Below are 20,594 nucleotides of genomic sequence, written 5' to 3' on the forward strand. Positions count from 1 at the left end.
GCGGGGTGTTGCAGAAATTGCAACGTCACGTTCGTAATATATCAATTTAAGCAATGCAATTCCTGTTATACATTGGTTTCAACGGATCCCGTACCGACAGGGCGGGGATGAAAATAATAGTGCAACACAACATCTGACTGGAGTACCACCATGGCTAACTATTTCAACACATTGAACCTGCGTCAGCAGTTGGCGCAATTGGGTAAGTGCCGTTTCATGGCGCGTGACGAATTTGCCGATGAAGCTGGCTACCTGAAAGGGAAAAAAGTGGTGATTGTCGGCTGTGGTGCTCAGGGCCTGAACCAGGGTCTGAACATGCGCGATTCCGGCCTGGACGTGGCTTATGCGCTGCGTAAAGAAGCGATTGCAGAGAAGCGTGCTTCATGGCGTAAAGCCACCGAGAACGGCTTCAAGGTTGGTACCTACGAAGATCTGATCCCACAAGCGGGTCTGGTGGTTAACCTGACTCCAGACAAGCAACACACCTCCGTAGTTCGCGCAGTACAGCCGCTGATGAAAGACGGTGCAGCACTGGGCTACTCCCATGGCTTCAACATCGTTGAAGTGGGCGAGCAGGTGCGTAAAGACATCACCGTAGTTATGGTTGCACCTAAGTGCCCAGGTACCGAAGTTCGTGAAGAATACAAACGTGGTTTTGGTGTGCCGACGCTGATCGCGGTTCACCCGGAAAACGATCCAAAAGGCGAAGGCATGGCGATTGCCAAGGCATGGGCGGCAGCGACCGGCGGCCACCGTGCAGGCGTGTTGGAATCTTCCTTCGTCGCAGAAGTGAAATCTGACCTGATGGGCGAGCAGACCATCCTGTGTGGTATGTTGCAGGCGGGCTCTCTGCTGTGCTTCGACAAGCTGGTGTCTGAAGGTACCGACGCGGCTTACGCAGAAAAACTGATCCAGTTCGGCTGGGAAACTATCACCGAAGCGCTGAAGCAGGGTGGCATCACCCTGATGATGGATCGCCTGTCCAACCCGGCGAAACTGCGTGCCTATGCGCTGTCTGAGCAGCTGAAAGGCATCATGGCTCCACTGTTCCAGAAACACATGGATGACATCATCTCTGGCGAATTCTCCAGCGGCATGATGGCAGACTGGGCCGCCGACGATGTGAAACTGCTGACCTGGCGTGAAGAGACCGGTAAAACCGCTTTCGAAACTGCTCCGCAGTTTGAAGGCAAAATCAGCGAGCAGGAATACTTCGACAATGGCGTGCTGATGGTTGCAATGGTGAAAGCGGGCGTTGAGTTGGCCTTCGAAACCATGGTGGATTCAGGCATCATCGAAGAGTCTGCCTACTACGAATCACTGCACGAGCTGCCGCTGATCGCCAACACCATCGCTCGTAAGCGTCTGTATGAAATGAACGTGGTGATCTCGGATACGGCGGAATACGGCAACTACCTGTTCTCCTATGCAGCAGTGCCATTGCTGAAAGAGTTCATGACCACCCTGCAAGCGGGCGATCTGGGTAAATCCGTTGCTGGCACCACCGTTGACAACGCGCAGCTGCGTGACGTAAACGAAGCGGTTCGCAACCACCCGATCGAATCCGTTGGCCGCAAACTGCGTGGCTATATGACCGATATGAAACGTATCGCGGTAGCGGGCTAAATACCCATAGTTTTGAAGGGGCGCTGCACGCTGCGCCCGATCCGTACCCATTAAAAAGGCCAGCTTCGTTGCTGGCCTTTCGCATTTCTGGCGATCAGGAATTACTGCGGCATTGCCTCGCGTGGGATAATGGCCCCGCGATACTGGATCACCGTGCTGGCGGTCAGGTGGCCACGCTTGGCCGCGTTAACCGCATCACCACCGGTCAGGCGCACGGCCAGATAGCCTGCGCTGAAGGAGTCCCCGGCAGCGGTAGTATCGATTACCTTCTCTTTTGGCAGTTTCACCGCCGGTACGTCATGGGTTTCCCCATCGGCGCTGAACACCAGGCAAGAGTCTGCGCCACGCTTGATCACAATCTCGCTCACGCCAAAGTCACGCGTGCGGCTTACCACCTGCTCAACCGGCTGTTTACCCCACAGTAGGTCTTCATCATCCAGCGTCAGGAAGGCGATGTCGGTACAGGCCAGGATCTCGCGATAAGCCTGCTGGGTTTCTTGCTGGTTTTGCCACAGTCTTGGCCGGTAGTTGTTATCGAAGATCACTTTACCGCCGTTGGCTCGGCACTGACGCAGTAGGGTCAGCAATTTTTCACGGCTGGCCGGATTGAGGATGGCCACGCTGATACCGCTCAGATACAGATAATCAAACTGTGCCAACTGCGCACACAGGCTTTCTGCCTGCGGGCCATCCAGCCAGTAGCGGGCAGCCGCATCGTTGCGCCAGTAATAGAAGGTGCGCTCGCCGGTATCGTCGGTTTCTATCACGTACAGCCCCGGCAGCTTGTTATCCAATTGCTGGATCAGGTCGGTCTTCACCTGCTCCTGCTGCCAGGTTTGCAGCATTTCCCGGCTGAAGCTGTCGGTGCCCAGTGCGGTAACATAATGCACGTTCAGCGCTTGCTGCGGCACCTGACGGGCGATATACACGGCGGTATTGAGGGTGTCGCCGCCAAATCCACGGCTGAGATCTGCGCCTTTCTGCGACAGTTCGATCATGCATTCGCCGATCACGGCGAGATTTTTGCTGTTCATGAGGATCCCTGGCTTGATATTGAGTCTGGTTGCTGCGAATACGTCCAGTCTCAACGCTAGGGCCAGGCGAGTCAATAGGAATAAAACGGCGTTTTAATTAGTTTATGATCGCGATCGGGAAACGCGAGGTTTCCCGTCGTTGAGGAAGGAAAACTACTTGGCCGCCGCGCGCAGATCGGTGACGCTTTGGCCGCCAATCCCCCAGTTGTCGGTCTCCACTTCATCGATCACCACCACCGTGGTGGCCGGATTTTTGCCGAGCGTATCGACCAACAGTTGGGTCACACCGGCGATAAGCTGTTTTTTCTGTTCAGCGGTTGCACCCTCGCGGGTAATTTTGATATTTACGTAAGGCAATTTATTTTCCTTTTGTTATAGATGTATTGCAGGTAGGTAACGGCTTAATGTAGAGCGCTTTGGCATAGGCTTAAAGTTTTATTGTGCGCTGCCGATAACAAAATGGATGAATTACCGGCAACGTGATCGTTCCCATTCCCTAATGGCGAAAGTACCGATGATAATCAACATGATCTCTGGTCTACTGGCGCCATTGTTGGCCGCCTGGCAGCGTGCCAAGGTATTCCGTTACTGGCGGCAGTGTCGGCGTTTGTATACTTTTCAGCCCATTTATCGTACCAGTGGCAAACTGCTGGCGGTAGAGTTGCTGACGGCGGTGCATCATCCGGCAGCACCGGGCAAACCCGTGTCTCCGGAACACTATTTTGCCGCACTTGGGCTGCGCCAGCGCCTGGCGGTTATTCAGGAACAGCTCAATTTACTGCAACAATGGCAGGCCATGTTTACCCGTCATGCGTTGATGGTATCCATCAATATCGACGGTAAGGCCTTGCAAGCACTACAGCGGCATCCGGCGATGCAGCAGCAAATCAGTATCATGCCTTACCTGCGCTTTGAGCTGGTGGAGCAGGCAGATCAGGCGATGAATGGGCCATTGCAGCATATCTCCGGGGCCGATCGTCTGTGGCTGGATGACTTTGGTAGCGGCCTGGCAAACTTCTCTGCGGTCAGCAGCTGGCGTTATCAGCATATCAAGGTGGCGCGCGAACTGTTTATGCTGCTCAAGCAAAGCGATGAGGGTATCCAGCTGTTTTTCACGCTGGTGCGTCTGATGAGCCAGCACAGCGACGGGGTGATTGTCGAAGGGGTCGAAACCGAGCAGGAATGGCAACTGGTTCAGCGCTCTGGCGCGCTGGCAGCCCAAGGCTATTACCTCAGCCGCCCCGCGCATTTTGATCAACTGAAAACGCTACCTACGCGGTTTATTGCCCCTACCACCTGATCCATGATCCCCTGAAAGCGTGAACTCTGGTCTATCCTCGACTAGGCTTAGTTAGGCTGCTTATCACAGCTATCACTACAAGGGAGCCGTAATGACGAGAACAGGCAAAGCTTTCAGCTGGGTTGGCGGCATCGTGCTGCTCATCATCGTGGTGTTGGTGGTCTTCATTACCACCTTCGATTGGAACCGTCTCAAGCCCACCATCAATAGCAAAGTCTCTGCCGAGCTACAGCGGCCTTTTGCTATTCGTGGCGATCTGGGGGTTAACTGGGAACGCCACAAAGAAGAAGGCGGCTGGCGTGCTTGGGTGCCGTGGCCACATATCCATGCCGAAGATATTATGCTGGGCAACCCTGCCAAGATCCCGGGTGACGAGATGGTCACGCTGCAACGGGTCGATGCCTCGATAGCGCCGTTGGCGCTGTTGGGTAAAGAGGTGCTGATCCCACGCATCTGGTTGAAACAGCCGAATGCCTCGCTACAGCGCTTGGCGAACGGCGACAACAACTGGACCTTCAACCTGGCCAATAGTACCGAGAAAGACCCTAACCAGCCGCAGTCAGACTGGTCGGCCAGCATTCACGATATCGTATTCGATCGCGGCCAGATTGATTTTAAAGACGCCACGCTTAAGGCCGATTTTCAGGCGTTGATCGACCCACTCGGCAAGCCTCTGCCCTTTAGTGAAGTTGCGGGTAAACAGCCGGGGGATAAAGCGGCGACGCCGGATTATGTCTTCGGCTGGAAGGTCAAAGGAAAATACAACGGCGAAGCGCTGTCCGGCAGCGGCAAGATTGGCGGCATGCTGTCTCTGCAAAGCGCGGATATTCCGTTCCCGTTGCAGGCCGATGTGCGTTCTGGCAATACCCGGGTGCAGGTAGCAGGGACGTTGACCGATCCGCTGAACCTTGGCGGTCTGGACCTGCGGCTGAAATTCTCCGGTGATAGTCTGGGCAACTTGTATGCGCTGACAGGAGTGCTGTTACCCAACACGCCACCCTATTCCACCGACGGCCATCTTACCGCCAGATTGCACCAGGCAGGCGGTGCGGTATTCCAGTATCAGGGTTTTGACGGCAATATCGGCGACAGCGATATTCACGGCGATTTGAAATACGTCGCGAGCCACCCTCGGCCTAAGTTGAGTGGGGAAGTGCTCTCCAAACAGCTGCGTTTCGCCGATCTTGCGCCGTTAATCGGCGCGGACTCCAATCAGCAGAAAGCCAATCGTGGCGAGAAAACCCGTCAGCCGAGCGAAAAAGTGTTGCCGGTTGAGAAATTTGAAACCAAAAGCTGGGGAGTGATGGATGCCGACGTCAAATTTACCGCCAAACGTATTGAGCACGGTAGTTCGCTGCCGCTGAGCGATCTGAATACCCACCTCAAGCTGGATAATGCGGTGCTGCTGATGGATCCGCTGCGCTTCGGTGTGGCCGGGGGTAACCTGAATGCCACCGTACGACTCGACGGTAGCAAAAGCCCGATGCAGAGCCGGGTGGATCTACATGCACGCAAGTTCCAGCTGAAGCAGCTGCTGCCCAATGTAGAATCGATGAAGCGGAGTTTGGGTGAACTGAACGGTGATGCCAAATTGACCGGCAGCGGTAACTCGGTGGCCGATTTGCTGGCGACCAGCAGCGGCGATCTGCGTCTGCTGATCAATGACGGCGTGATCAGCCGCAGTCTGATGGAGATCCTGGGCCTGAACGTGGGTAACTACCTGGTGGCCCAACTGTTTGGTGATGATGAGGTGGGGATCAACTGTGCGGCGGCGGATGTTGGCATTCGCAGCGGGCTGGCGACGCCACGCCTGTTCGTGTTTGATACGGAAAACGCCATCATCAACATCAGTGGAACCACCAATTTCGCCACCGAGCGGCTGGATCTGTCCATCGACCCGGAAAGCAAAGGGATGCGAGTGTTGACCCTACGTTCGCCACTGTATGTCAAAGGGACGTTTAAACATCCAGATGCGGGCGTGAAAGCTGGGCCGCTGATTGCACGCGGGGTCGCTGCGGTGGCGTTGGGTGTGGTCGTGGCTCCGGCTGCCGCGTTGCTGGCTCTGGTTTCACCCAGTGACGGCGGCGAAGAGAACCAATGTGCGGCGATCCTGCAACGGATGAAGAATAAGAAGTAACGGATCGGTCCCATGGATTCCTGAATCTGACCTTAGCACGGGCGCAGCATGCAGCGCCCCTACGCAGTGTCACATAGCCTGCCGACGACGCTGAACTAGCTCCCTCTCCCTGTGGGAGAGGGTTGGGGTTAGGGGCGGTTTACTGCAATACCTGGCAGCTGTGATCCTGGATCTCTTCGGCTGAGGCCAGATTCAACTGCCAAACATTACGTTTCACGGCCAGCAACAGGAAATCCCCTCCGGGCAAGGCCGTCATCGCCATGCCGTAGCTACCCATATTTTCATCTGCTCCCTCAACCCCTTGAGTCAGCAAACGGAATGCCCCAAGCTGCTGGAGTTCGGTGGCGCTAGCGCGCCGGGCCAAATAATCATGTCCCTGCAATCCCCCTGGCAACGGTTGCCAACTTTCGCTGAAGTCTCCCTGTAACTGTGCCAACCGAACTTTTACCGCCGGTTGCAGACAGGAGATATGGATATGCAGTTGATTTTGCGTGCGGCCATATTCGGAGTTGATCGCCAACGAGATGTCAGCGTCTTCGATGGGTTTGCCGAATCTATCCGCCATAAAATGCCGGGTCTGCCAGGCTAAGGCGAAAAAGTTGGCGGTACTGGGCTGTAGCACCTGCGGACTTTCGATACCGGTGATTTTGGCACTCGGCATTAACAGATACTGCAACGGCCCGTTGCGGTCTTTCAGCACCACGAACCCTGCTTGCTCATCCACCTGCGCGCAGGGAGCCGGATCATGGTTTTGCTGCTGATTAGGCAAGCATTGCTGACTGACGATATGCCACAGCGCATCGGGGTGGGACGGTTTCAGCCAGAAATAGGCGGCAACGGTGATAATCACCAGCAACGCAACGGATAAACAGAGCCAACGGCGCAACGACATGGGCAAATTTCCTCAACCAAGGGAGGAATAGCATAGCCGGGTTTGATGACAACAAACAGACGGCCCCCATAGAGCGGGGGCCGGAAGAAGGTTACAGCGACGTGTGGCGGGTTTCTTTCATCAGCAGCAGGGCGATCAACGTCAGGCTGGCCATGGCTGCCAGGTACATGCCCACATAAAACAGCCCATAGTTGTTGGCCAACCAGGTTGCAATGTAAGGCGCTACCGAAGCACCCAGAATAGAAGCTACGTTATACGAGAACGAGGCTCCGGTGTAGCGTACTTCGGTCGGGAACAGTTCTGGCAGCAGTGCGCCCATCGGGCCAAAGGTCAGGCCCATGATGCTCAGCCCTAACAGCAGGAAGGCCATCACCAACACCTGATTGCCAGAGCCCAGCATGCTTGGGAACAGGAAGGCAAAGCCAATCATCAACAGGGTGATGACAATCATGGTTTTGCGGCGGCCAAAGGCATCGGCCAGCAAGCCAGCGATCGGCACCATCACGCCAAAACCGATGACCGCTACCATCAGCATCCACAGGAAGCTGTTGCGCGAATAGCCAAGTCCCAACGGCTCTGCAGCCGTGCCGTAAGTCATGGAGTACACGGTCATCAGGTAGAACAGCGTATAGGTGGCCAGCATGATAAAGGTACCCAGGATGGTGGCCTTTTTATGCTTGCTCAGCAGCGTACCGAGCGGCACCTTCACCTGTTTGCCCGCTTTGGCTACTTTGGCGAATACCGGCGTCTCATGCAGTGAAATACGCACATACAGACCCACCAGCACCAGCGCGGCAGAGAGGATAAACGGCACACGCCAGCCCCAGGTCATGAACTGTTCATCCGTCAGCAGCCAGGAGAGCAGCAGGAAGGTGCCATTGGCAAAGAAGAAGCCGATCGGTGCGCCCAACTGTGGGAAAGAGCCGTACAGCGCACGTTTGTGGGCTGGCGCATTCTCGGTGGCCAGCAGCGCGGCACCGCCCCATTCGCCACCCAGCCCCAGACCTTGACCAAAACGCGCCAGCGCCAGCAGGATCGGTGCAAAGATACCGATGGTGGCATAGCTTGGCAGCAGGCCGATCAGCACGGTGGAAACCCCCATGGTCAGCAGCGAGGCAACCAGCGTGACCTTACGCCCGACGCGATCGCCGAAGTGGCCGAACAGGGCAGAGCCGATTGGCCGCGCCACAAAGGCGATGGCAAATGTGGCGAGCGATTGTAGCGTGGCTGCGGCAGGATCGCCCTGTGGGAAGAAGATATGCGGGAAGACGATGACTGCGGCGGTAGCGTAAATATAGAAGTCAAAGAACTCGATGGCAGTACCGACCAGAGAGGCGACGATGACTTTTCCCCGGGAGTTAACCGGTGTGGGCGCCTGTTCGGCGTCCAGGGGGGTTGCGATGGTTGCTTGCATAGTTATTTCTTATATTTTGCATAGGTAAAAATTCATCTTAGTCATAGCAAAATGGCTTTTCAACGGGGAGGTTTTGTACTATCCGGCAAATAAACTGTTAAAAAGATTAATGTTTTAATGAGGCTATATTCTGTGGTCTTTAACGTGGTGAAGTGAGCATTATGCAGAGAGAACGACTGCAAAAGGCGCAAAGAAAAGTTATGAGGTAGTTTGTTATGCTGGTTTTCGAACTTCCATCGCCTTTGTTTTGGTGTTATTAACTGGATTTGTATCTAGTTGTTGGAATAAAAAACCAGTCGCAACCTTGCGACTGGCATGAATGCAATGCTGGCGGTGCAGATTCACTTGTCCTGCGGCAGGGTTTTATCTTCTTTGTACTGGGCCGTGGCAATCCAGGCGGCGCAAAACAGCGTCAGGCGGGCAAAGAAGTAGAAGAACGCCATCAGCCCGATCACCGAGCCAAAGGCGGCACCGGAAGGCGATTTAGCGACCTGCGGCAGCGTCATGGTCATCACAAACTTGATCGCTTCAAAGCCAATAGCGGCGATCAGCGTGCCGCGCAACAGCGCTTTCTTCTTCGGCTTATGACGCGGCAGCATCCAGAAGATCCACAGGAACAGCAGGTAGTTGGCAAAGATGGAAATCGACAGCGCGATCAGCGTCATTGCCGGCCGTAGCCATTCAATGTCATCCAGCCCCAGCGCATGCACGATGGCCGCCTGGGCTGACCCCGCAATCGAGGTTAACGACAGCGTGACGATCAGCGCCACCACCAGGCCGGTTAATGAAATAAAGTCTCGAGTGTAGCGGAAATAGATTTTCTCCTGATCCTGCGGATTGCGCTCCCAAACGTCACGGGACTGGGCGCGGATCGCCTCACGCAGGTTACCCATCCAACTGATGCCGGAATACAGCGCCAGCGCCAGACCGGTCAGACCCACGGTGGTGCGCTGCTGGATGGCGGTATTTACCGTATTTTTCAGGGTACTGGCCAGCGTAGGATCGCTGATGCTATTGACGATCTTATTGATCAGTTCGGCCAACAGGTCCGGGTTGGACGCCAGCACAAAGCCCACGGCGGCAAACGACACCATCAGGATCGGGATCAGTGAGAGAAACGAGAAGTAGGTAATGGCGGCGCCAAACTGGCTGCCAAGGCGGTCATTGAAGCGTTCGGTGGCTCGCAGCAGGTGAGCGACGCTGGGCCAGGCTTTAACGCGCTCGATCAGGCGAGCGAACCCTGAAAGGCCTTCATCCAGTTTGTGGTTGCCGGTTTTGATGGCGATCGTCGGTTTCTCAACGGCCTCAGGCTGCTCTGGAGCGGCTTTGTTGTGCATTACGTCACGGTATCCTTCAGCTAAAACAATGGGCATGTGCTTGATTATAGCCAAATATGCCTTGGATTTGGCCGTTTTGGGCGAGATTGGGTTAATTCTGATGATGGCCTCTGCCTTCAGCGGGCAACGAGATCGTGCGATTTTGTCCCGTTCACCACACAGCTGATTTTCAGCCATTTCCCGCAATTTTTATCTATCTCAGCGTCAGGAAGGCTTTTACTCATCTTATGGCGCGCGCTTTTTCACCCGGCATGCGCCTACTGCAGCCGTAGGGGCTGGAACGGTTATCACCTGAATCAATAGATAAAATGGAAGGTCTTATGAAATTATTCAATCATCCCACCTGCCGCCCGTTCACAGAGGCGGGCAACCTGTCACAACTTTTCGCTTATTACGAGGAAGATCGCCACATCATGTGGATGTTGCTGCGTGCAGAGCCGCGTCCTTGCTTCAATCAGGCGCTGATCGAAGACATTATGACGCTGGCGCAGGCGGCTAAGGAATCGACGTTACAGTTCGATTTTTGGGTTACCGGATCGCTGGTGCAAAACATGTTCAACGTCGGCGGGGACCTGAGCTTTTTCGCCGAAGCGATCAAAAACCGCAAGCGTGAGGCGATGATGGCGTACGCCCGGGCCTGTATTGACTGCGTACATGCGGCAGCACGCGGTTTTGATACCGGGGCGATAAGTATCGCCATGGTAGAGGGCAGCGCGTTAGGTGGTGGATTTGAGGCCGCATTGGCGCACCATTTCGTTTTGGCACAGAACAACGCGCGGATGGGATTCCCGGAAATCGCTTTCAACCTGTTTCCCGGAATGGGCGGTTACTCGTTGGTGGCCCGTAAGGCAGGCATGCGTTTGGCGGAAGAGCTGATCTGGAGCGGAGAGTCTCACACAGCCGAATGGTTCGAAAGCTACGGGCTGGTGGATCGGTTGTTTCAACCGGGCGACGCCTATATGGCGACGCGTACCTTCATTGATACCATCAGGCCCAAGCTGAACGGGATGCGTGCCATGTTGCGTGCGCGTCAGCGGGTGTTGCAGTTAACCCGTTCCGAACTGATGGACATTACCGAGGATTGGGTACACTCGGCCTTTACCATCGAGGAGAAGGATCGCCTGTACATTGAGCGGCTGGTGATGTTGCAGGATCGGCATACGGTTAACCAGCGCCGTGCCAGCTAAGCGTTAATTCCCGCCCGCATCACTGCGTGATTGCGGGCTATAGGTTTGCAGCCAGTTTTCCAACTGCTCGGGCAGCATTGGCCGGGCGAACAGGAATCCCTGTTTTTCATCGACCCCTACGCAGTCCAGGAAGCGATCTTCACTGTCCGTCTCAACGCCTTCGGCAATCACCTTGAACTGTAGCGCTGCGGCGACCGCGACGATGGCGCGTATCAGTGATTGTGAGACCGGAGCCAGATTGACGCCGCGCACAAAGCTTTGATCCAGCTTGATGGCGTCCAGCGGAATACGTGCCAGCTGCGCCAGAGAGGAGTAGCCGGTGCCAAAATCATCCAGATGTACCTGTGCACCCAAGGCCCGTAGCCGGGCGATCACCTCACACGCTCGGTTTTCATCTTCTATCAGGCAGCTCTCGGTCAGCTCAAAGTCCAGCGTGCAGGGATAAAGCTGATTTTCCCGCAGCACCTCAGCCAGATCGTTAACCACGCTGTCATCAATCAACTGCCTGGCGGAAAGGTTAATTGCGACGCGTAGGTTCAGCCCCTGCTGCTGCCAAATGGCTGCCTGTTTAGCGGCGGTTTGCAGCACCCAGCGGCCAAGTGGGGCAATCAGCCCGGATTCTTCGGCATAGGAGATAAACTGTAGCGGCGGGATCAGCCCGCGCTCCGGCGAATCCCAGCGCACCAAAGCCTCTACGCTGTGGACGGCTCCGTTAAGCGTCGCGATCTTGGGTTGGTAATACACCACCAGTTGCTCCTGCTCCAGCCCTTTACGCAGATTGGTATCCAGCCACATATATTCGGCAACGCGGCGGTTCATTTCCGGCGAGAAGACGATAAAGGTGCGTTTGCCATGCTCCTTGGCGACGTACATGGCGGTATCGGCGCTGCGGATCAGGCTGTCCAGATCGTGGCCATGTTGCGGACACAGCGCAATGCCGATCGAACAGCCGGTGTAGACCTCGATCAGGCCGATGCGGAAGGGCGTTTGCAGGCGTTCGATAATGCGCTGTGCCAGCTCTTGCAGCATGATTCGATCGGCCTGGGTGACCAGCACCAGAAATTCATCGCCCCCCAGACGGGCAAGCTTTTCCCCGTGATCCAGACAGCTGAGAATGGTGCGCGACACCTCGACCAACAGGCGATCGCCAAACATATGGCCATAGGCGTCGTTCACCTTTTTGAAGTTATCCAGATCGAGGTAGACCAGCCCGACGTGGCTGTCACCACGGTCGCTAATGGCCCGGTTGATATCGTCCTGGATGGCGTTGCGATTGGGCAGACCGGTGATGGTATCGGTATTGGCCAATAGCCGCAGGCGTTCCTGGGCGCGGCGCTCTTCGGTGATATCCGTACCGGAACAGATCAGGAATACCTCTTTTTTACCGCTGCCGCTGTGGACGAACTTGTTGCGGAACAAGAACAGCCGCTCGCCTTTGACCGTTTTGATCCAGCGCTCCACTTCATACGAGGCGCCGTTACGAAAGAATTGGGCAATATTGCGCCGTGATGCCGCCGCCTCTTCGGGGCTCATAAACAGCTTGAAGACGTTTTTGCCAATCACGTCCTGTTCCTGCAAGCCGGTGTACTCTTCGCTCAAGCGGTTAAAACGCTGAACGCGGCCGTGCTGATCAACGATGACGATGACGGAATTGGCCTCCGACACCACCTGTTCGGCAAACGACAGGCCATGTACCAAATCACGCGCTACGGCCTCGGTGTCGGTATAGGCCGAGGCGGTGCCGGCCCACTCAAACTTATTGACCCGGCGACCGACCAAATGCAGATGGATGGGCTGACCGCTGAGTTGGAGGGTCAGATCCAGGCTGGCGGTGACCCCGCTCAAGCGGCGGATTTTTGCTGCCTGCATTTCGTCCAGCGCCACGGCAAGGTGAGTTTTGCCTTTGATGGCCGTCAACTCCAGGGCGTTGCTGTCAAACGCCAGATGCCAGTAAGGGCTGCTGGTGCCAAAGTGGGTGGTCAGGAGCATCGGGCCTTGGTCTGCGAACATGATCATTCCTCAAAAAGGGACTGCCGGACCCTACGCTGCAGCTTGAAAGACGATGGGGATCGCGTGCACGGCGTCTGTATAGAGTGTAAAAGAGAACCGCGTACTGCGCGAAAATCAGTTTTTAGCCTCGTTGAGTCACGGTTGCGACTAGGGATGCTAAATTATTTCACAGCCGGAGCTGGACAAAAGTCACACTGATAATTACGCTTGGGCAATGTAACCTGCCAATTAACAGACACCTTCTCCATAATTTATTCATAATTGGTGGATATTGCCATTTTTGATTTTAAAAAATTTACACTCCCTCTCATTACTATATATTCAGGCGCATACTATTATTTCCGACGACGAGATAGTGAGCCTGTTAACGTACAGCGCTCCTGATGAAGAATAACTTTTAAGGAAATGATCATGCGTAAACTGACTGCTTTATTTGTCGCTTCAACTTTAGCCCTGGGTTCTGCATCAGCTGCCTTTGCTGCCGACGCAACCACCACCCCGGCAACCGCAGCTGCCACTACCGCAGCACCGGCGAAAATGATGCACCATAAAGGCCCAGGCAGAGAAGGCCCGTTTGCTGGCCTGAACCTGACCAAAGAACAGCGCCAGCAGATGCGCGATATCATGAAAGAGTCGCATCAAAAACGCGGCCCGGGTGCTAAAGATGAGCGCCAGGCATTGCACAGTATGGTCGCCTCAGACAGCTTCGACGAGGCCAAGGCCAAAGCACAGATCGATGTGATCAGCAAAGCGCAGTCTGAACACATGCTGGAACGCGCCAAAGCGGAAAACAAAATGTATAACCTGCTAACTCCAGAGCAGAAAAAACAATACAATGAGAATTATCAGAAACGTGAGCAGAAAATGATGGAGCATATGGAAAAAATGCGTAATCAACAGCCTGCTGCTGAATAATTAACATCGTTAGCATAATAAAAAATGCCGGGCTTATTGCCCGGCATTTTTATATTCTGATCACGCTTATTTAGCCGTTGCGGCAATAGCATTAAACTGTTCGATAATAACCGCGGCGAATCGGGGATCGTTGATATGGTACGGTACTTTGAGCAGCCGACGTTTTTCGGTCTGTACCAGCGTGCGTTCCAACGAGTGGACAAAGGCGCTCAACGCTTGCGGATCCCAGAAGGGCTGCCCTGGCGCATCCAGGGCCGAAAAGCCACCCAGCGGTATCACAAAGCAGATCTCCCCGGCACAGGCGTTCAGTTTGCCGCCAATCCAACGCCCCAACTGGGTATTCTCTTGCACCGTGGTGCGCATTAGCGTGACCAGACTATTGTGGCTATAAAACTGGCGATGGGTATAGCGGGCTGGAATGGTTTTAGGGTGACCGAAGTTGATCATATCCAAGCCTCCGCACGACATTACGCTAGGGATCTCGGTACGGGCAATCGCCCCAAAGCGATCTTCGTTGCAGGCCAACACGCCATCAAACAGATAGTCACACACCTCGGTGGTGGTCAGATCCAATACGGCGTTGAGCAAACGGCTGTCGATCAACTTTTCCATGGCCTGCCCACCGCTGCCGGTAGCGTGAAAGACCAGGCAGTCCCAGTCAGGCTCAATGGCATTGGTTACGGCCTTGATGCAAGGCGTGGTCACGCCGAACATGGTCAGCCCGGTGGCGGGTTTACTGTCGGCGTCATCATCGATATGAAAGCGGATAGCCCCGGCGATCTGGTTGGCTGCGTTGCTCAACACTTTGCGTGAAATACGGTTTAGCCCTGCGATATCGGTGACGGAATAGAGCATGGCTATGTCGCTGGAGCCAACATAGCCTGCCACATCACCTGCGGCCATACTTGATACCATCAGTTTCGGCAGGCCGATGGGCAATTGTTGCATGGCGGGAGTGATGATCGCGGTGCCACCAGACCCGCCCAAGCCGAGCAGTGCGGCAACATCATGGCGTGAGAGCATGAAGCGCTCAAACGCGATGGCCATGGCGGCAATCGCCTGCCCACGATTGGCACAGAAAACGGCCTGTTCGCCTTCCGGGTGGTAACCCGCGATCTCTTGCGCAGCAACGTCGGCGTGATACTGAGCAGGCTTACCGGAAGTGGAGAGATCGAGGGTGATGACGGGTAAATCGAGACTGGCGATCAGATGACGGACATATTCCAGTTCTTGTCCTTTAGTATCTGCTGTGGTAGCAATATAGACAAAACTCGGGGTGCTGCTCATCATCTGTTCCTGGAAAAGGTTCAGACAACTGTCTGAACAAATTGATTCTAAAGCTAATTATAGTTGTAGATTGGGAACCCTGGTGTCGGACAATCAACTGCTAGCGTTTATTTCTTGGCCATAATGAGACTGCCGTATCATTTTTGCAAGCATTAATTTGCTTAAAGTGAGACTTGTGTCCCGTTTTTGGCTATCTTAGCGGTAATTTTTTACGCTGCCGATGGGCCAGGATCTGTCGGTGAGGCTGGCTATCGTATTGATTCCAGGGCAGGAAAGTACGAAAGAAGTTCGAGGAAAACGTGCCAATATCCGCATTTCCCGCTCCGCGGGATGAATCTTTGACACATACCCGGGCCAAGACCCGCAGCTTGCTGTTGGTCTGTGCGATGGAACTCTACGATAGCGGTATTTTCCCTTCGATTACCGAGCTGGCGGCGCATGCGCAGGTTTCCCGTGCTACCGCTTATCGCTATTTCCCCACCCAAAGTGCCCTGATTTCCGCCGTTGTGGCGCAAAGCCTGGGGCCGATCCTTGAATGGCAGCCGCAGGATAACGATGCGCTCAAGCGTATTCATCAGCTGTTGGCGTTTGCCTATCCGCAGATGGAACGGCATGAAGGTGCGCTGCGTGCGGCGCTTCAGCTCTCACTCCAGCAATGGGCCAATGCGACGCCGGGCGAAAAGTTTGTGCGTGGCAATCGCAAGCGGCTGTTGACGTTGGCGGTGGAGCCCTTGCAAGGCAAGTTGCCTGCACCAGCTCTGCAACGCGTGATCCACGCTTTCTCGTTGATCTATGGCTCCGAAGTCTTTCTGGTGCTGAAGGACATTTGGGGTTTAGAGCTTGATGACATTCAGGATGTGACCCAGTGGATGGCCAAAGCCATCATTCGTCAGGCCGAAGAAGATGCCAGGGCCGGGGGAATTGATACCCAATAAAAAACCGGAACCCTTACGGGCTCCGGCTCAAGGAGGGGTGAAGCCATTAACTCTGCGGTTAAACTTGCTCAGCTTGCAACTACCGATGGTCAGGTGTTGGGGCCGGCTTAAAATTTCCCTGGTGTCGATCTGGTTATTACTGGGTTTACGTTTTACTATCATTTTTATAATTTATCACTTCTGATACCATGTTTGACTATAAAAGATGGTATGTCAAGCCAGCTATTAGGCTAAGATTGTATAGTATGCGAGATTTCGATAACGTTTTTTGCACGGGTAGGTGTCAAAGCGACTGAAAAATCAGCGAAAAATATCGAAGGATAAAATGTATAACAATCATCAAAAATTCGATTCGCAGTCGATTGCAGGCAAGGTCAGGGAGCTCTTTTTGCTACATGGGATCGGCAAGCGACAGCATGCCAAGGAGCTCAGCCGCATTCTGGATCTGAGTTTTTCCCATGCTCACCGTAAGCTGAAAGGCCAGAGCCCATGGACGCTGGAACAAATCAACAGCGTGGCACTGGCCTTGGGCGAAACGCCTGCGGCCATCGTCGATATTCTCCCCGACAGTGAGCCGGTGGGTTCCACAGTGGCACAGGATGCCATCTTTTTACTGGCGGGTGTGGCGTTACCTTGTGTGGCACACATTGGTTGCGAACTGGTGGGCGGTAAGCTGACCGAGTTTGTTGGTTTGCAACTGGATGGGCAATGGACCGTTTATCGTGCTGCCGACGCTCCGTTGGGCAAGCGTTTTGCTGTCGAATTAATTGAGATCCGTCCCGGCCATATCGAAGACGACCGCCTGAGCATTGCGGTACTGGACGATGCCCACCAGGCAGCCGATGAGCTGACCAAGTATCTCAATAGCCAAGGGTTTAATGCCGTAGCCTTCTATGACATTGGCAGTTTCTGCCATGCACTGAGTAAAAGCCCGTTCGATGGCTATGTGTTGGATTGGTTGATAGGTCAGGAGACCGCGCAGAGTTGCATTGAAACCATTCGCAATTCCGATCACGCGGATGCGCCGATCCTGGTGCTGACTGGCCAGTTGGGCACAGATCAGCGAGAGTCAGAGATTGCCAGAGCGATGCGAGATCATGACGTGCTTGGCCCGTATGAAAAGCCAGTGCGGCTCCATGTGATCGAAGCCGCACTGCAACGGTGCTTTAATCTGTAGCCACAAACAGCGACGTGAGTGAGGTGGACAGTACCTCCATGCGTACCGGTTTCATCAGATAGTCGTCAAACATGGCGCGTTGCTCGCTGGGCAGCAGCTCCGGGGTGTAGGCGCTGATGCCGATAATCGGGATATTACGATTCGGGCCGCGTTGCTCACGCAGCTGTTGGGCTACCGTCACACCATCGATGCCGGGCATTTGCAGATCGAGCAGCAAGGCATCGTAAGGCCGTCGCAACAGCTTTTGCAGCGCACGTTCCGACGAGTCACAAAGCTCATGCTGATAGCCCAACTTGTCGAGCAGGGCGATAAAGGCCATCCCTGCGGCAGGATTGTCGTCTACCACCAGGATTTGCTGCTCTTTCTTCAACCGTGTCGTCTCAACTCTTGGGACTTCATTCGGCAACGGCTCCTCCCCGATCTCAACGGGAATACTGACGATAAAGGTGCTGCCTTCCCCCACTTCGCTGTACACCGTGATGGTACCGTCGAGCAATTCAACCAGGCCGTGAACGATCGCCAAACCCATGCCAACCCCGCTGTACTGACGGGTGTTTGACTGATCGAGCTGGGTAAACGGTTCAAAAATCTGTGGTAGCTGGGCATTGTCGATACCGATGCCGGTATCTGTAACCTCGATGATCAACGAACTCCCGGCCGGTTGGCTGCGAAGGCAGCTGTGCAGCGTGATGGTGCCGCTTTCGGTATATTTAAAGGCGTTGGTCAGCAGGTTAACCACGATTTGCCGTAGCCGCTGCGGGTCGGAATAGACCAGCGCATGGGTAAATTCCACTTCGCGCACCAGTTTGACCGCAGGCTTGTGGGTCAGCATGGCAATTTCATCCGTGGTTTCGTCGATCATCTGCTGGGCATTAAAGGGCACAATGCGCAGTTCCATCATGCCGCTGTCCAGGCGGGCATAATCGGTGAGATCCTTCATTTGGCTTTCTATCTGCTCGGCGGCAGTTTCCAGCCGGTGGAAGGTATCCTTGTGCTCATGGGATACACGCGTGTTAGTCAGCACATCGATGGCGGACATAATGCTTTGCAGCGAGGTGCGTAGTTCATGGCCGATGGCCCCAAGGAAGGCGTTTTTGGTACGGATAGCCTTCTGTTCTGCGCGAATGGCCTTCGACTGCTGGCTGATGGTTTGGCGCTGCTGGCGGATCACGATCAGCGTAATGGCAATCAGCGCGATCACCGAGAACATGATGATCACCAGACCATAAAAGATGATGTGCCGTTTCTCGATAAAATCTTCGTAAGCCCCGGTGCGCTGCTTCACTTCAGCGTGGTCTGCCAGGTTGGCCATCATAATGGCAGAGGGTTTGATCTGCTGCATGGCCTGCGAAATCAGCCCCAGATCCACCTGAGGGCTGTTGACCAACTGATCCAGGTGGGTGATTTCAAGGCGCATCTGTTCAACCAGTTCGGGATAGCCAGGTTCGTGGTACAGCGGCAAGGTTGATTCCGACGGACGGGCAAGTACCGAATAGCGCGAATAGAGAATATCGAACCGCAGCCGCAGGTTGTCGATATCAACCTGAGCGGCGTTTTTTTGCTGTTCCACCGTGGTTTCGAATTCTGCCAGCTTGATGGCGAACTTGGCGATCGACCACGAGTAGTTCTCCTGCGTACCGGCAACGGCATACAGCCCTTTTTTCGACAGGGTGGCGCTGTAATAATACAGCGTCACCGTCGAGGCGAGCAGAAATAACGCGGCAAAGATGGCTGGAATAGCTAATCTGCCGCTGTCTTTAAACCGGACTGACTTCATTTAATGACGATCCTGTTGATCTGCCAGATAAAGCGCGAGTTATACAGAGGAGAATTGAGCTCCGCGCCCCCGGCATCGCGGGGATAGATCAGAAACAGCGGCCCGAAATCGCGCACCTTTAACATCTCCCCACCCATTTTATAGGCCAGGATCATATTGTATTTAGCCACGTCCGAGATGGGCACATCAATATAATAATCGTTAAGCGCGTACAGCGTCATCATGGTGCCTTCGGCACCGACTCTAGCCAAAATATCACCCAGCAATACGCCATCGAATTTTACTCTGGGCGTCCAAGAGGTGGTGGTAGTGATGCTGTGAACCGGCATGGCAAACAATTCCTTGTCGGTAAAGACGTAAGTCTTGTTCTCGGCGTCGGTGGTGTTTTTAATCTTGCCGCCGATCTCCAGGGTAAAGCTGAGCGCACTGGTTTGGGTGATCACCACAGCCAGCAGGGCAAAAACGGTATTTCTCATTGCGGTCAACAGCATCGGTAGTTCTCCAGACCGTGGATCATGCCCACGGCAATTCGTTTAGCTTCAGGGTAGTAAAGGCTAGTTCGACCCGTTCCAGGTCATGTTTTCTGGCGCTGGCTTGCACATTGTTCAGCTCGGGGAGAGCAAAATGTACTGGCTGACATAAAGGATAGTCTCGTACCCGCAATTCGGGAGCGATTGAGGTAAAGAAGGCGGTGGTCGGGACATCGTAGCCCGCGGCAATATGCACCGCTGCGGTATCCGATGTCAGCACGTAGCGGGCATGCTTCACCCAAGCCAGGAAATCCGCAGTAGCGCTGGAAAGTGGTTGAATATCCACGTAATGTGGATGATCTACCGCGCCGAACCCAATCACTGGGCAGGCAAATTTCTCCCACAGGGCATTCACCAGCGGTACATGGGCGCTGGCCGGGATACTGCGTAACGGCGTGCTGGCGGTGGGGCAAAACAGCACGTATGGCTTATGCTGCCAGCGCTCAGGTAATGGCGGTAGACACAGTTTCTGCATCCAGCGGTTGGCTTTCGCCGCAGCGGGGATCGCGGCAGGCTCAACGCCCAGCGCCTGCAAGAAGAAATCAATCATTGGCAACGTGGTGAAGGCTGGCCAGAACAGTTGGTTACCGGCATCGATGCACAGCTCTTGCTCCGGGATATGCTCCGCCTTCCAGGGGAGCCAACGCAGTTCCGCCACCACGCCCGCCGCCAGATGGTAAAGCTGATCGACATAGCCGGGCGCACGCCCTGGCCGGTAGATAATACTGCGCAGGCTGGGATTAAACTCACGCAGCGCCTCAATCGCGGTCAGGCCAATAATGGAATCGCCTAGCGTTACACCCATGCCATTAATGATGTGCACGACCGACTCATGGCAATAATCCACGCTGAAAGGGGAAGCGGCGGCGTTGCGAATACCTCGATGGCCCGCCAGGCTAAAATAGTCACCGGAAAAGCTCTCCTGCTGCTCAAGGTCCCATGATGCGACCATGATGCCGTCCTGAGTCAGTAAACTTCCCTGGTGATATAACACTTCATCCTTTGTTAACACTTCCATGATTTGTCCTGTCTACGA

Annotated in this window: 17 protein-coding genes; 7 read left to right on the top strand and 10 right to left on the bottom strand. The window is 54.6% G+C overall.

Going from position 1 to position 20,594, the window contains the following annotated elements; genetic code table 11:
- Positions 1 to 150: 150 nt before the first annotated feature.
- On the top strand, positions 151 to 1,626 hold the full coding sequence (gene ilvC / locus U869_RS0117750; RefSeq protein ID WP_025123241.1) for a ketol-acid reductoisomerase: 1,476 nt from the start codon (positions 151 to 153) through the stop codon (positions 1,624 to 1,626).
- A 101-nt stretch (positions 1,627 to 1,727) separates the two neighbouring features.
- On the opposite strand, the gene U869_RS0117755 is transcribed toward ilvC, so the two are convergent.
- Both U869_RS0117755 and U869_RS0117760 read right to left on the bottom strand, forming a co-directional pair.
- A complete protein-coding gene (locus U869_RS0117755) occupies positions 1,728 to 2,660 on the bottom strand; it encodes a sugar kinase (RefSeq protein WP_025123240.1) in 933 nt (310 codons plus the stop codon).
- A 153-nt stretch (positions 2,661 to 2,813) separates the two neighbouring features.
- On the bottom strand, positions 2,814 to 3,017 hold the full coding sequence (locus U869_RS0117760; RefSeq protein WP_025123239.1) for a 2-hydroxymuconate tautomerase family protein: 204 nt from the start codon (positions 3,015 to 3,017) through the stop codon (positions 2,814 to 2,816).
- Positions 3,018 to 3,159: 142 nt separating this feature from the next.
- Here U869_RS0117760 and pdeH point away from each other — a divergent pair, with 142 nt between their 5' ends.
- Both pdeH and U869_RS0117770 read left to right on the top strand, forming a co-directional pair.
- Entirely contained in the window at positions 3,160 to 3,960 is an 801-nt protein-coding gene (pdeH, locus tag U869_RS0117765) for a cyclic-guanylate-specific phosphodiesterase (RefSeq protein WP_025123238.1), read from the top strand.
- A 91-nt stretch (positions 3,961 to 4,051) separates the two neighbouring features.
- Entirely contained in the window at positions 4,052 to 6,097 is a 2,046-nt protein-coding gene (locus tag U869_RS0117770; protein ID WP_025123237.1) for an AsmA family protein, read from the top strand.
- A 139-nt stretch (positions 6,098 to 6,236) separates the two neighbouring features.
- On the opposite strand, the gene U869_RS0117775 is transcribed toward U869_RS0117770, so the two are convergent.
- The 3 genes from U869_RS0117775 to yhjD all read right to left on the bottom strand — a co-directional run bounded on the left by U869_RS0117775 (position 6,237) and on the right by yhjD (position 9,740).
- Positions 6,237 to 6,989 (bottom strand): CDP-diacylglycerol diphosphatase, encoded by a 753-nt coding sequence (locus U869_RS0117775; RefSeq protein WP_025123236.1) that lies wholly within the window; start codon positions 6,987 to 6,989, stop codon positions 6,237 to 6,239.
- A 91-nt stretch (positions 6,990 to 7,080) separates the two neighbouring features.
- Entirely contained in the window at positions 7,081 to 8,403 is a 1,323-nt protein-coding gene (locus tag U869_RS0117780; protein WP_025123235.1) for an MFS transporter, read from the bottom strand.
- A gap of 341 nt (positions 8,404 to 8,744) precedes the next feature.
- Complete coding sequence (gene yhjD, locus U869_RS0117785; RefSeq protein ID WP_025123234.1) at positions 8,745 to 9,740, bottom strand: inner membrane protein YhjD; 996 nt, start codon at positions 9,738 to 9,740, stop codon at positions 8,745 to 8,747.
- A 320-nt stretch (positions 9,741 to 10,060) separates the two neighbouring features.
- On the opposite strand from yhjD, the gene U869_RS0117795 reads away from it, so the two are divergent.
- Positions 10,061 to 10,927 (top strand): crotonase/enoyl-CoA hydratase family protein, encoded by an 867-nt coding sequence (locus tag U869_RS0117795; RefSeq protein WP_025123233.1) that lies wholly within the window; start codon positions 10,061 to 10,063, stop codon positions 10,925 to 10,927.
- Between the two features lie 3 nt (positions 10,928 to 10,930).
- On the opposite strand, the gene pdeR is transcribed toward U869_RS0117795, so the two are convergent.
- Positions 10,931 to 12,937 carry a cyclic di-GMP phosphodiesterase gene (gene pdeR / locus U869_RS0117800; protein ID WP_025123232.1) on the bottom strand — a complete coding sequence of 669 codons (2,007 nt, stop codon included), beginning with the start codon at positions 12,935 to 12,937 and terminating at the stop codon, positions 10,931 to 10,933.
- A 411-nt stretch (positions 12,938 to 13,348) separates the two neighbouring features.
- On the opposite strand from pdeR, the gene spy reads away from it, so the two are divergent.
- Positions 13,349 to 13,852 (top strand): ATP-independent periplasmic protein-refolding chaperone Spy, encoded by a 504-nt coding sequence (gene spy, locus U869_RS0117805; RefSeq protein ID WP_025123231.1) that lies wholly within the window; start codon positions 13,349 to 13,351, stop codon positions 13,850 to 13,852.
- A gap of 66 nt (positions 13,853 to 13,918) precedes the next feature.
- Here spy and U869_RS0117810 read toward each other — a convergent pair whose 3' ends face one another.
- A complete protein-coding gene (locus tag U869_RS0117810; protein WP_025123230.1) occupies positions 13,919 to 15,139 on the bottom strand; it encodes a Tm-1-like ATP-binding domain-containing protein in 1,221 nt (406 codons plus the stop codon).
- A 386-nt stretch (positions 15,140 to 15,525) separates the two neighbouring features.
- On the opposite strand from U869_RS0117810, the gene U869_RS0117815 reads away from it, so the two are divergent.
- Positions 15,526 to 16,074: a TetR/AcrR family transcriptional regulator gene (locus tag U869_RS0117815; protein WP_232785373.1), complete on the top strand. Its 549-nt coding sequence runs from the start codon at positions 15,526 to 15,528 to the stop codon at positions 16,072 to 16,074.
- A 325-nt stretch (positions 16,075 to 16,399) separates the two neighbouring features.
- Complete coding sequence (locus U869_RS0117820; protein ID WP_025123228.1) at positions 16,400 to 17,251, top strand: helix-turn-helix domain-containing protein; 852 nt, start codon at positions 16,400 to 16,402, stop codon at positions 17,249 to 17,251.
- On the opposite strand, the gene U869_RS0117825 is transcribed toward U869_RS0117820, so the two are convergent.
- From U869_RS0117825 to U869_RS0117835, 3 genes are read right to left on the bottom strand one after another with little or no spacing between them, the layout of a single operon-like run.
- Complete coding sequence (locus tag U869_RS0117825; protein WP_025123227.1) at positions 17,241 to 19,028, bottom strand: ATP-binding protein; 1,788 nt, start codon at positions 19,026 to 19,028, stop codon at positions 17,241 to 17,243. The two genes, U869_RS0117820 and U869_RS0117825, sit on opposite strands and share 11 nt — an antisense overlap.
- Positions 19,025 to 19,519, bottom strand: coding sequence for a molybdopterin-dependent oxidoreductase (locus tag U869_RS0117830; protein WP_025123226.1), 495 nt, complete (start codon positions 19,517 to 19,519; stop codon positions 19,025 to 19,027). Before U869_RS0117830 ends, U869_RS0117825 begins: the two co-directional genes overlap by 4 nt.
- Positions 19,520 to 19,541: 22 nt before the next feature.
- Positions 19,542 to 20,576: a glycosyltransferase family 9 protein gene (locus tag U869_RS0117835; protein ID WP_025123225.1), complete on the bottom strand. Its 1,035-nt coding sequence runs from the start codon at positions 20,574 to 20,576 to the stop codon at positions 19,542 to 19,544.
- Positions 20,577 to 20,594: the final 18 nt, after the last annotated feature.

Source organism: Serratia sp. H1w (genome assembly GCF_000633355.1).
Classification (GTDB): domain Bacteria; phylum Pseudomonadota; class Gammaproteobacteria; order Enterobacterales; family Enterobacteriaceae; genus Chania.

What these genes read in the sequence shown, in the direction of transcription:
- U869_RS0117770 (WP_025123237.1), top strand. Translation starts at nt 4,052, where the DNA reads ATGACGAGAACAGGCAAAGCTTTCAGCTGGGTTGGCGGCATCGTGCTG.
- U869_RS0117835 (WP_025123225.1), bottom strand. Translation starts at nt 20,576, where the DNA reads ATGGAAGTGTTAACAAAGGATGAAGTGTTATATCACCAGGGAAGTTTA.
- U869_RS0117820 (WP_025123228.1), top strand. Translation starts at nt 16,400, where the DNA reads ATGTATAACAATCATCAAAAATTCGATTCGCAGTCGATTGCAGGCAAG.
- ilvC (WP_025123241.1), top strand. Translation starts at nt 151, where the DNA reads ATGGCTAACTATTTCAACACATTGAACCTGCGTCAGCAGTTGGCGCAA.
- U869_RS0117755 (WP_025123240.1), bottom strand. Translation starts at nt 2,660, where the DNA reads ATGAACAGCAAAAATCTCGCCGTGATCGGCGAATGCATGATCGAACTG.
- U869_RS0117775 (WP_025123236.1), bottom strand. Translation starts at nt 6,989, where the DNA reads ATGTCGTTGCGCCGTTGGCTCTGTTTATCCGTTGCGTTGCTGGTGATT.
- U869_RS0117810 (WP_025123230.1), bottom strand. Translation starts at nt 15,139, where the DNA reads ATGAGCAGCACCCCGAGTTTTGTCTATATTGCTACCACAGCAGATACT.
- pdeR (WP_025123232.1), bottom strand. Translation starts at nt 12,937, where the DNA reads ATGTTCGCAGACCAAGGCCCGATGCTCCTGACCACCCACTTTGGCACC.
- spy (WP_025123231.1), top strand. Translation starts at nt 13,349, where the DNA reads ATGCGTAAACTGACTGCTTTATTTGTCGCTTCAACTTTAGCCCTGGGT.
- U869_RS0117780 (WP_025123235.1), bottom strand. Translation starts at nt 8,403, where the DNA reads ATGCAAGCAACCATCGCAACCCCCCTGGACGCCGAACAGGCGCCCACA.
- U869_RS0117815 (WP_232785373.1), top strand. Translation starts at nt 15,526, where the DNA reads ATGGAACTCTACGATAGCGGTATTTTCCCTTCGATTACCGAGCTGGCG.
- pdeH (WP_025123238.1), top strand. Translation starts at nt 3,160, where the DNA reads ATGGCGAAAGTACCGATGATAATCAACATGATCTCTGGTCTACTGGCG.
- U869_RS0117795 (WP_025123233.1), top strand. Translation starts at nt 10,061, where the DNA reads ATGAAATTATTCAATCATCCCACCTGCCGCCCGTTCACAGAGGCGGGC.
- yhjD (WP_025123234.1), bottom strand. Translation starts at nt 9,740, where the DNA reads ATGCACAACAAAGCCGCTCCAGAGCAGCCTGAGGCCGTTGAGAAACCG.
- U869_RS0117825 (WP_025123227.1), bottom strand. Translation starts at nt 19,028, where the DNA reads ATGAAGTCAGTCCGGTTTAAAGACAGCGGCAGATTAGCTATTCCAGCC.
- U869_RS0117830 (WP_025123226.1), bottom strand. Translation starts at nt 19,519, where the DNA reads ATGCTGTTGACCGCAATGAGAAATACCGTTTTTGCCCTGCTGGCTGTG.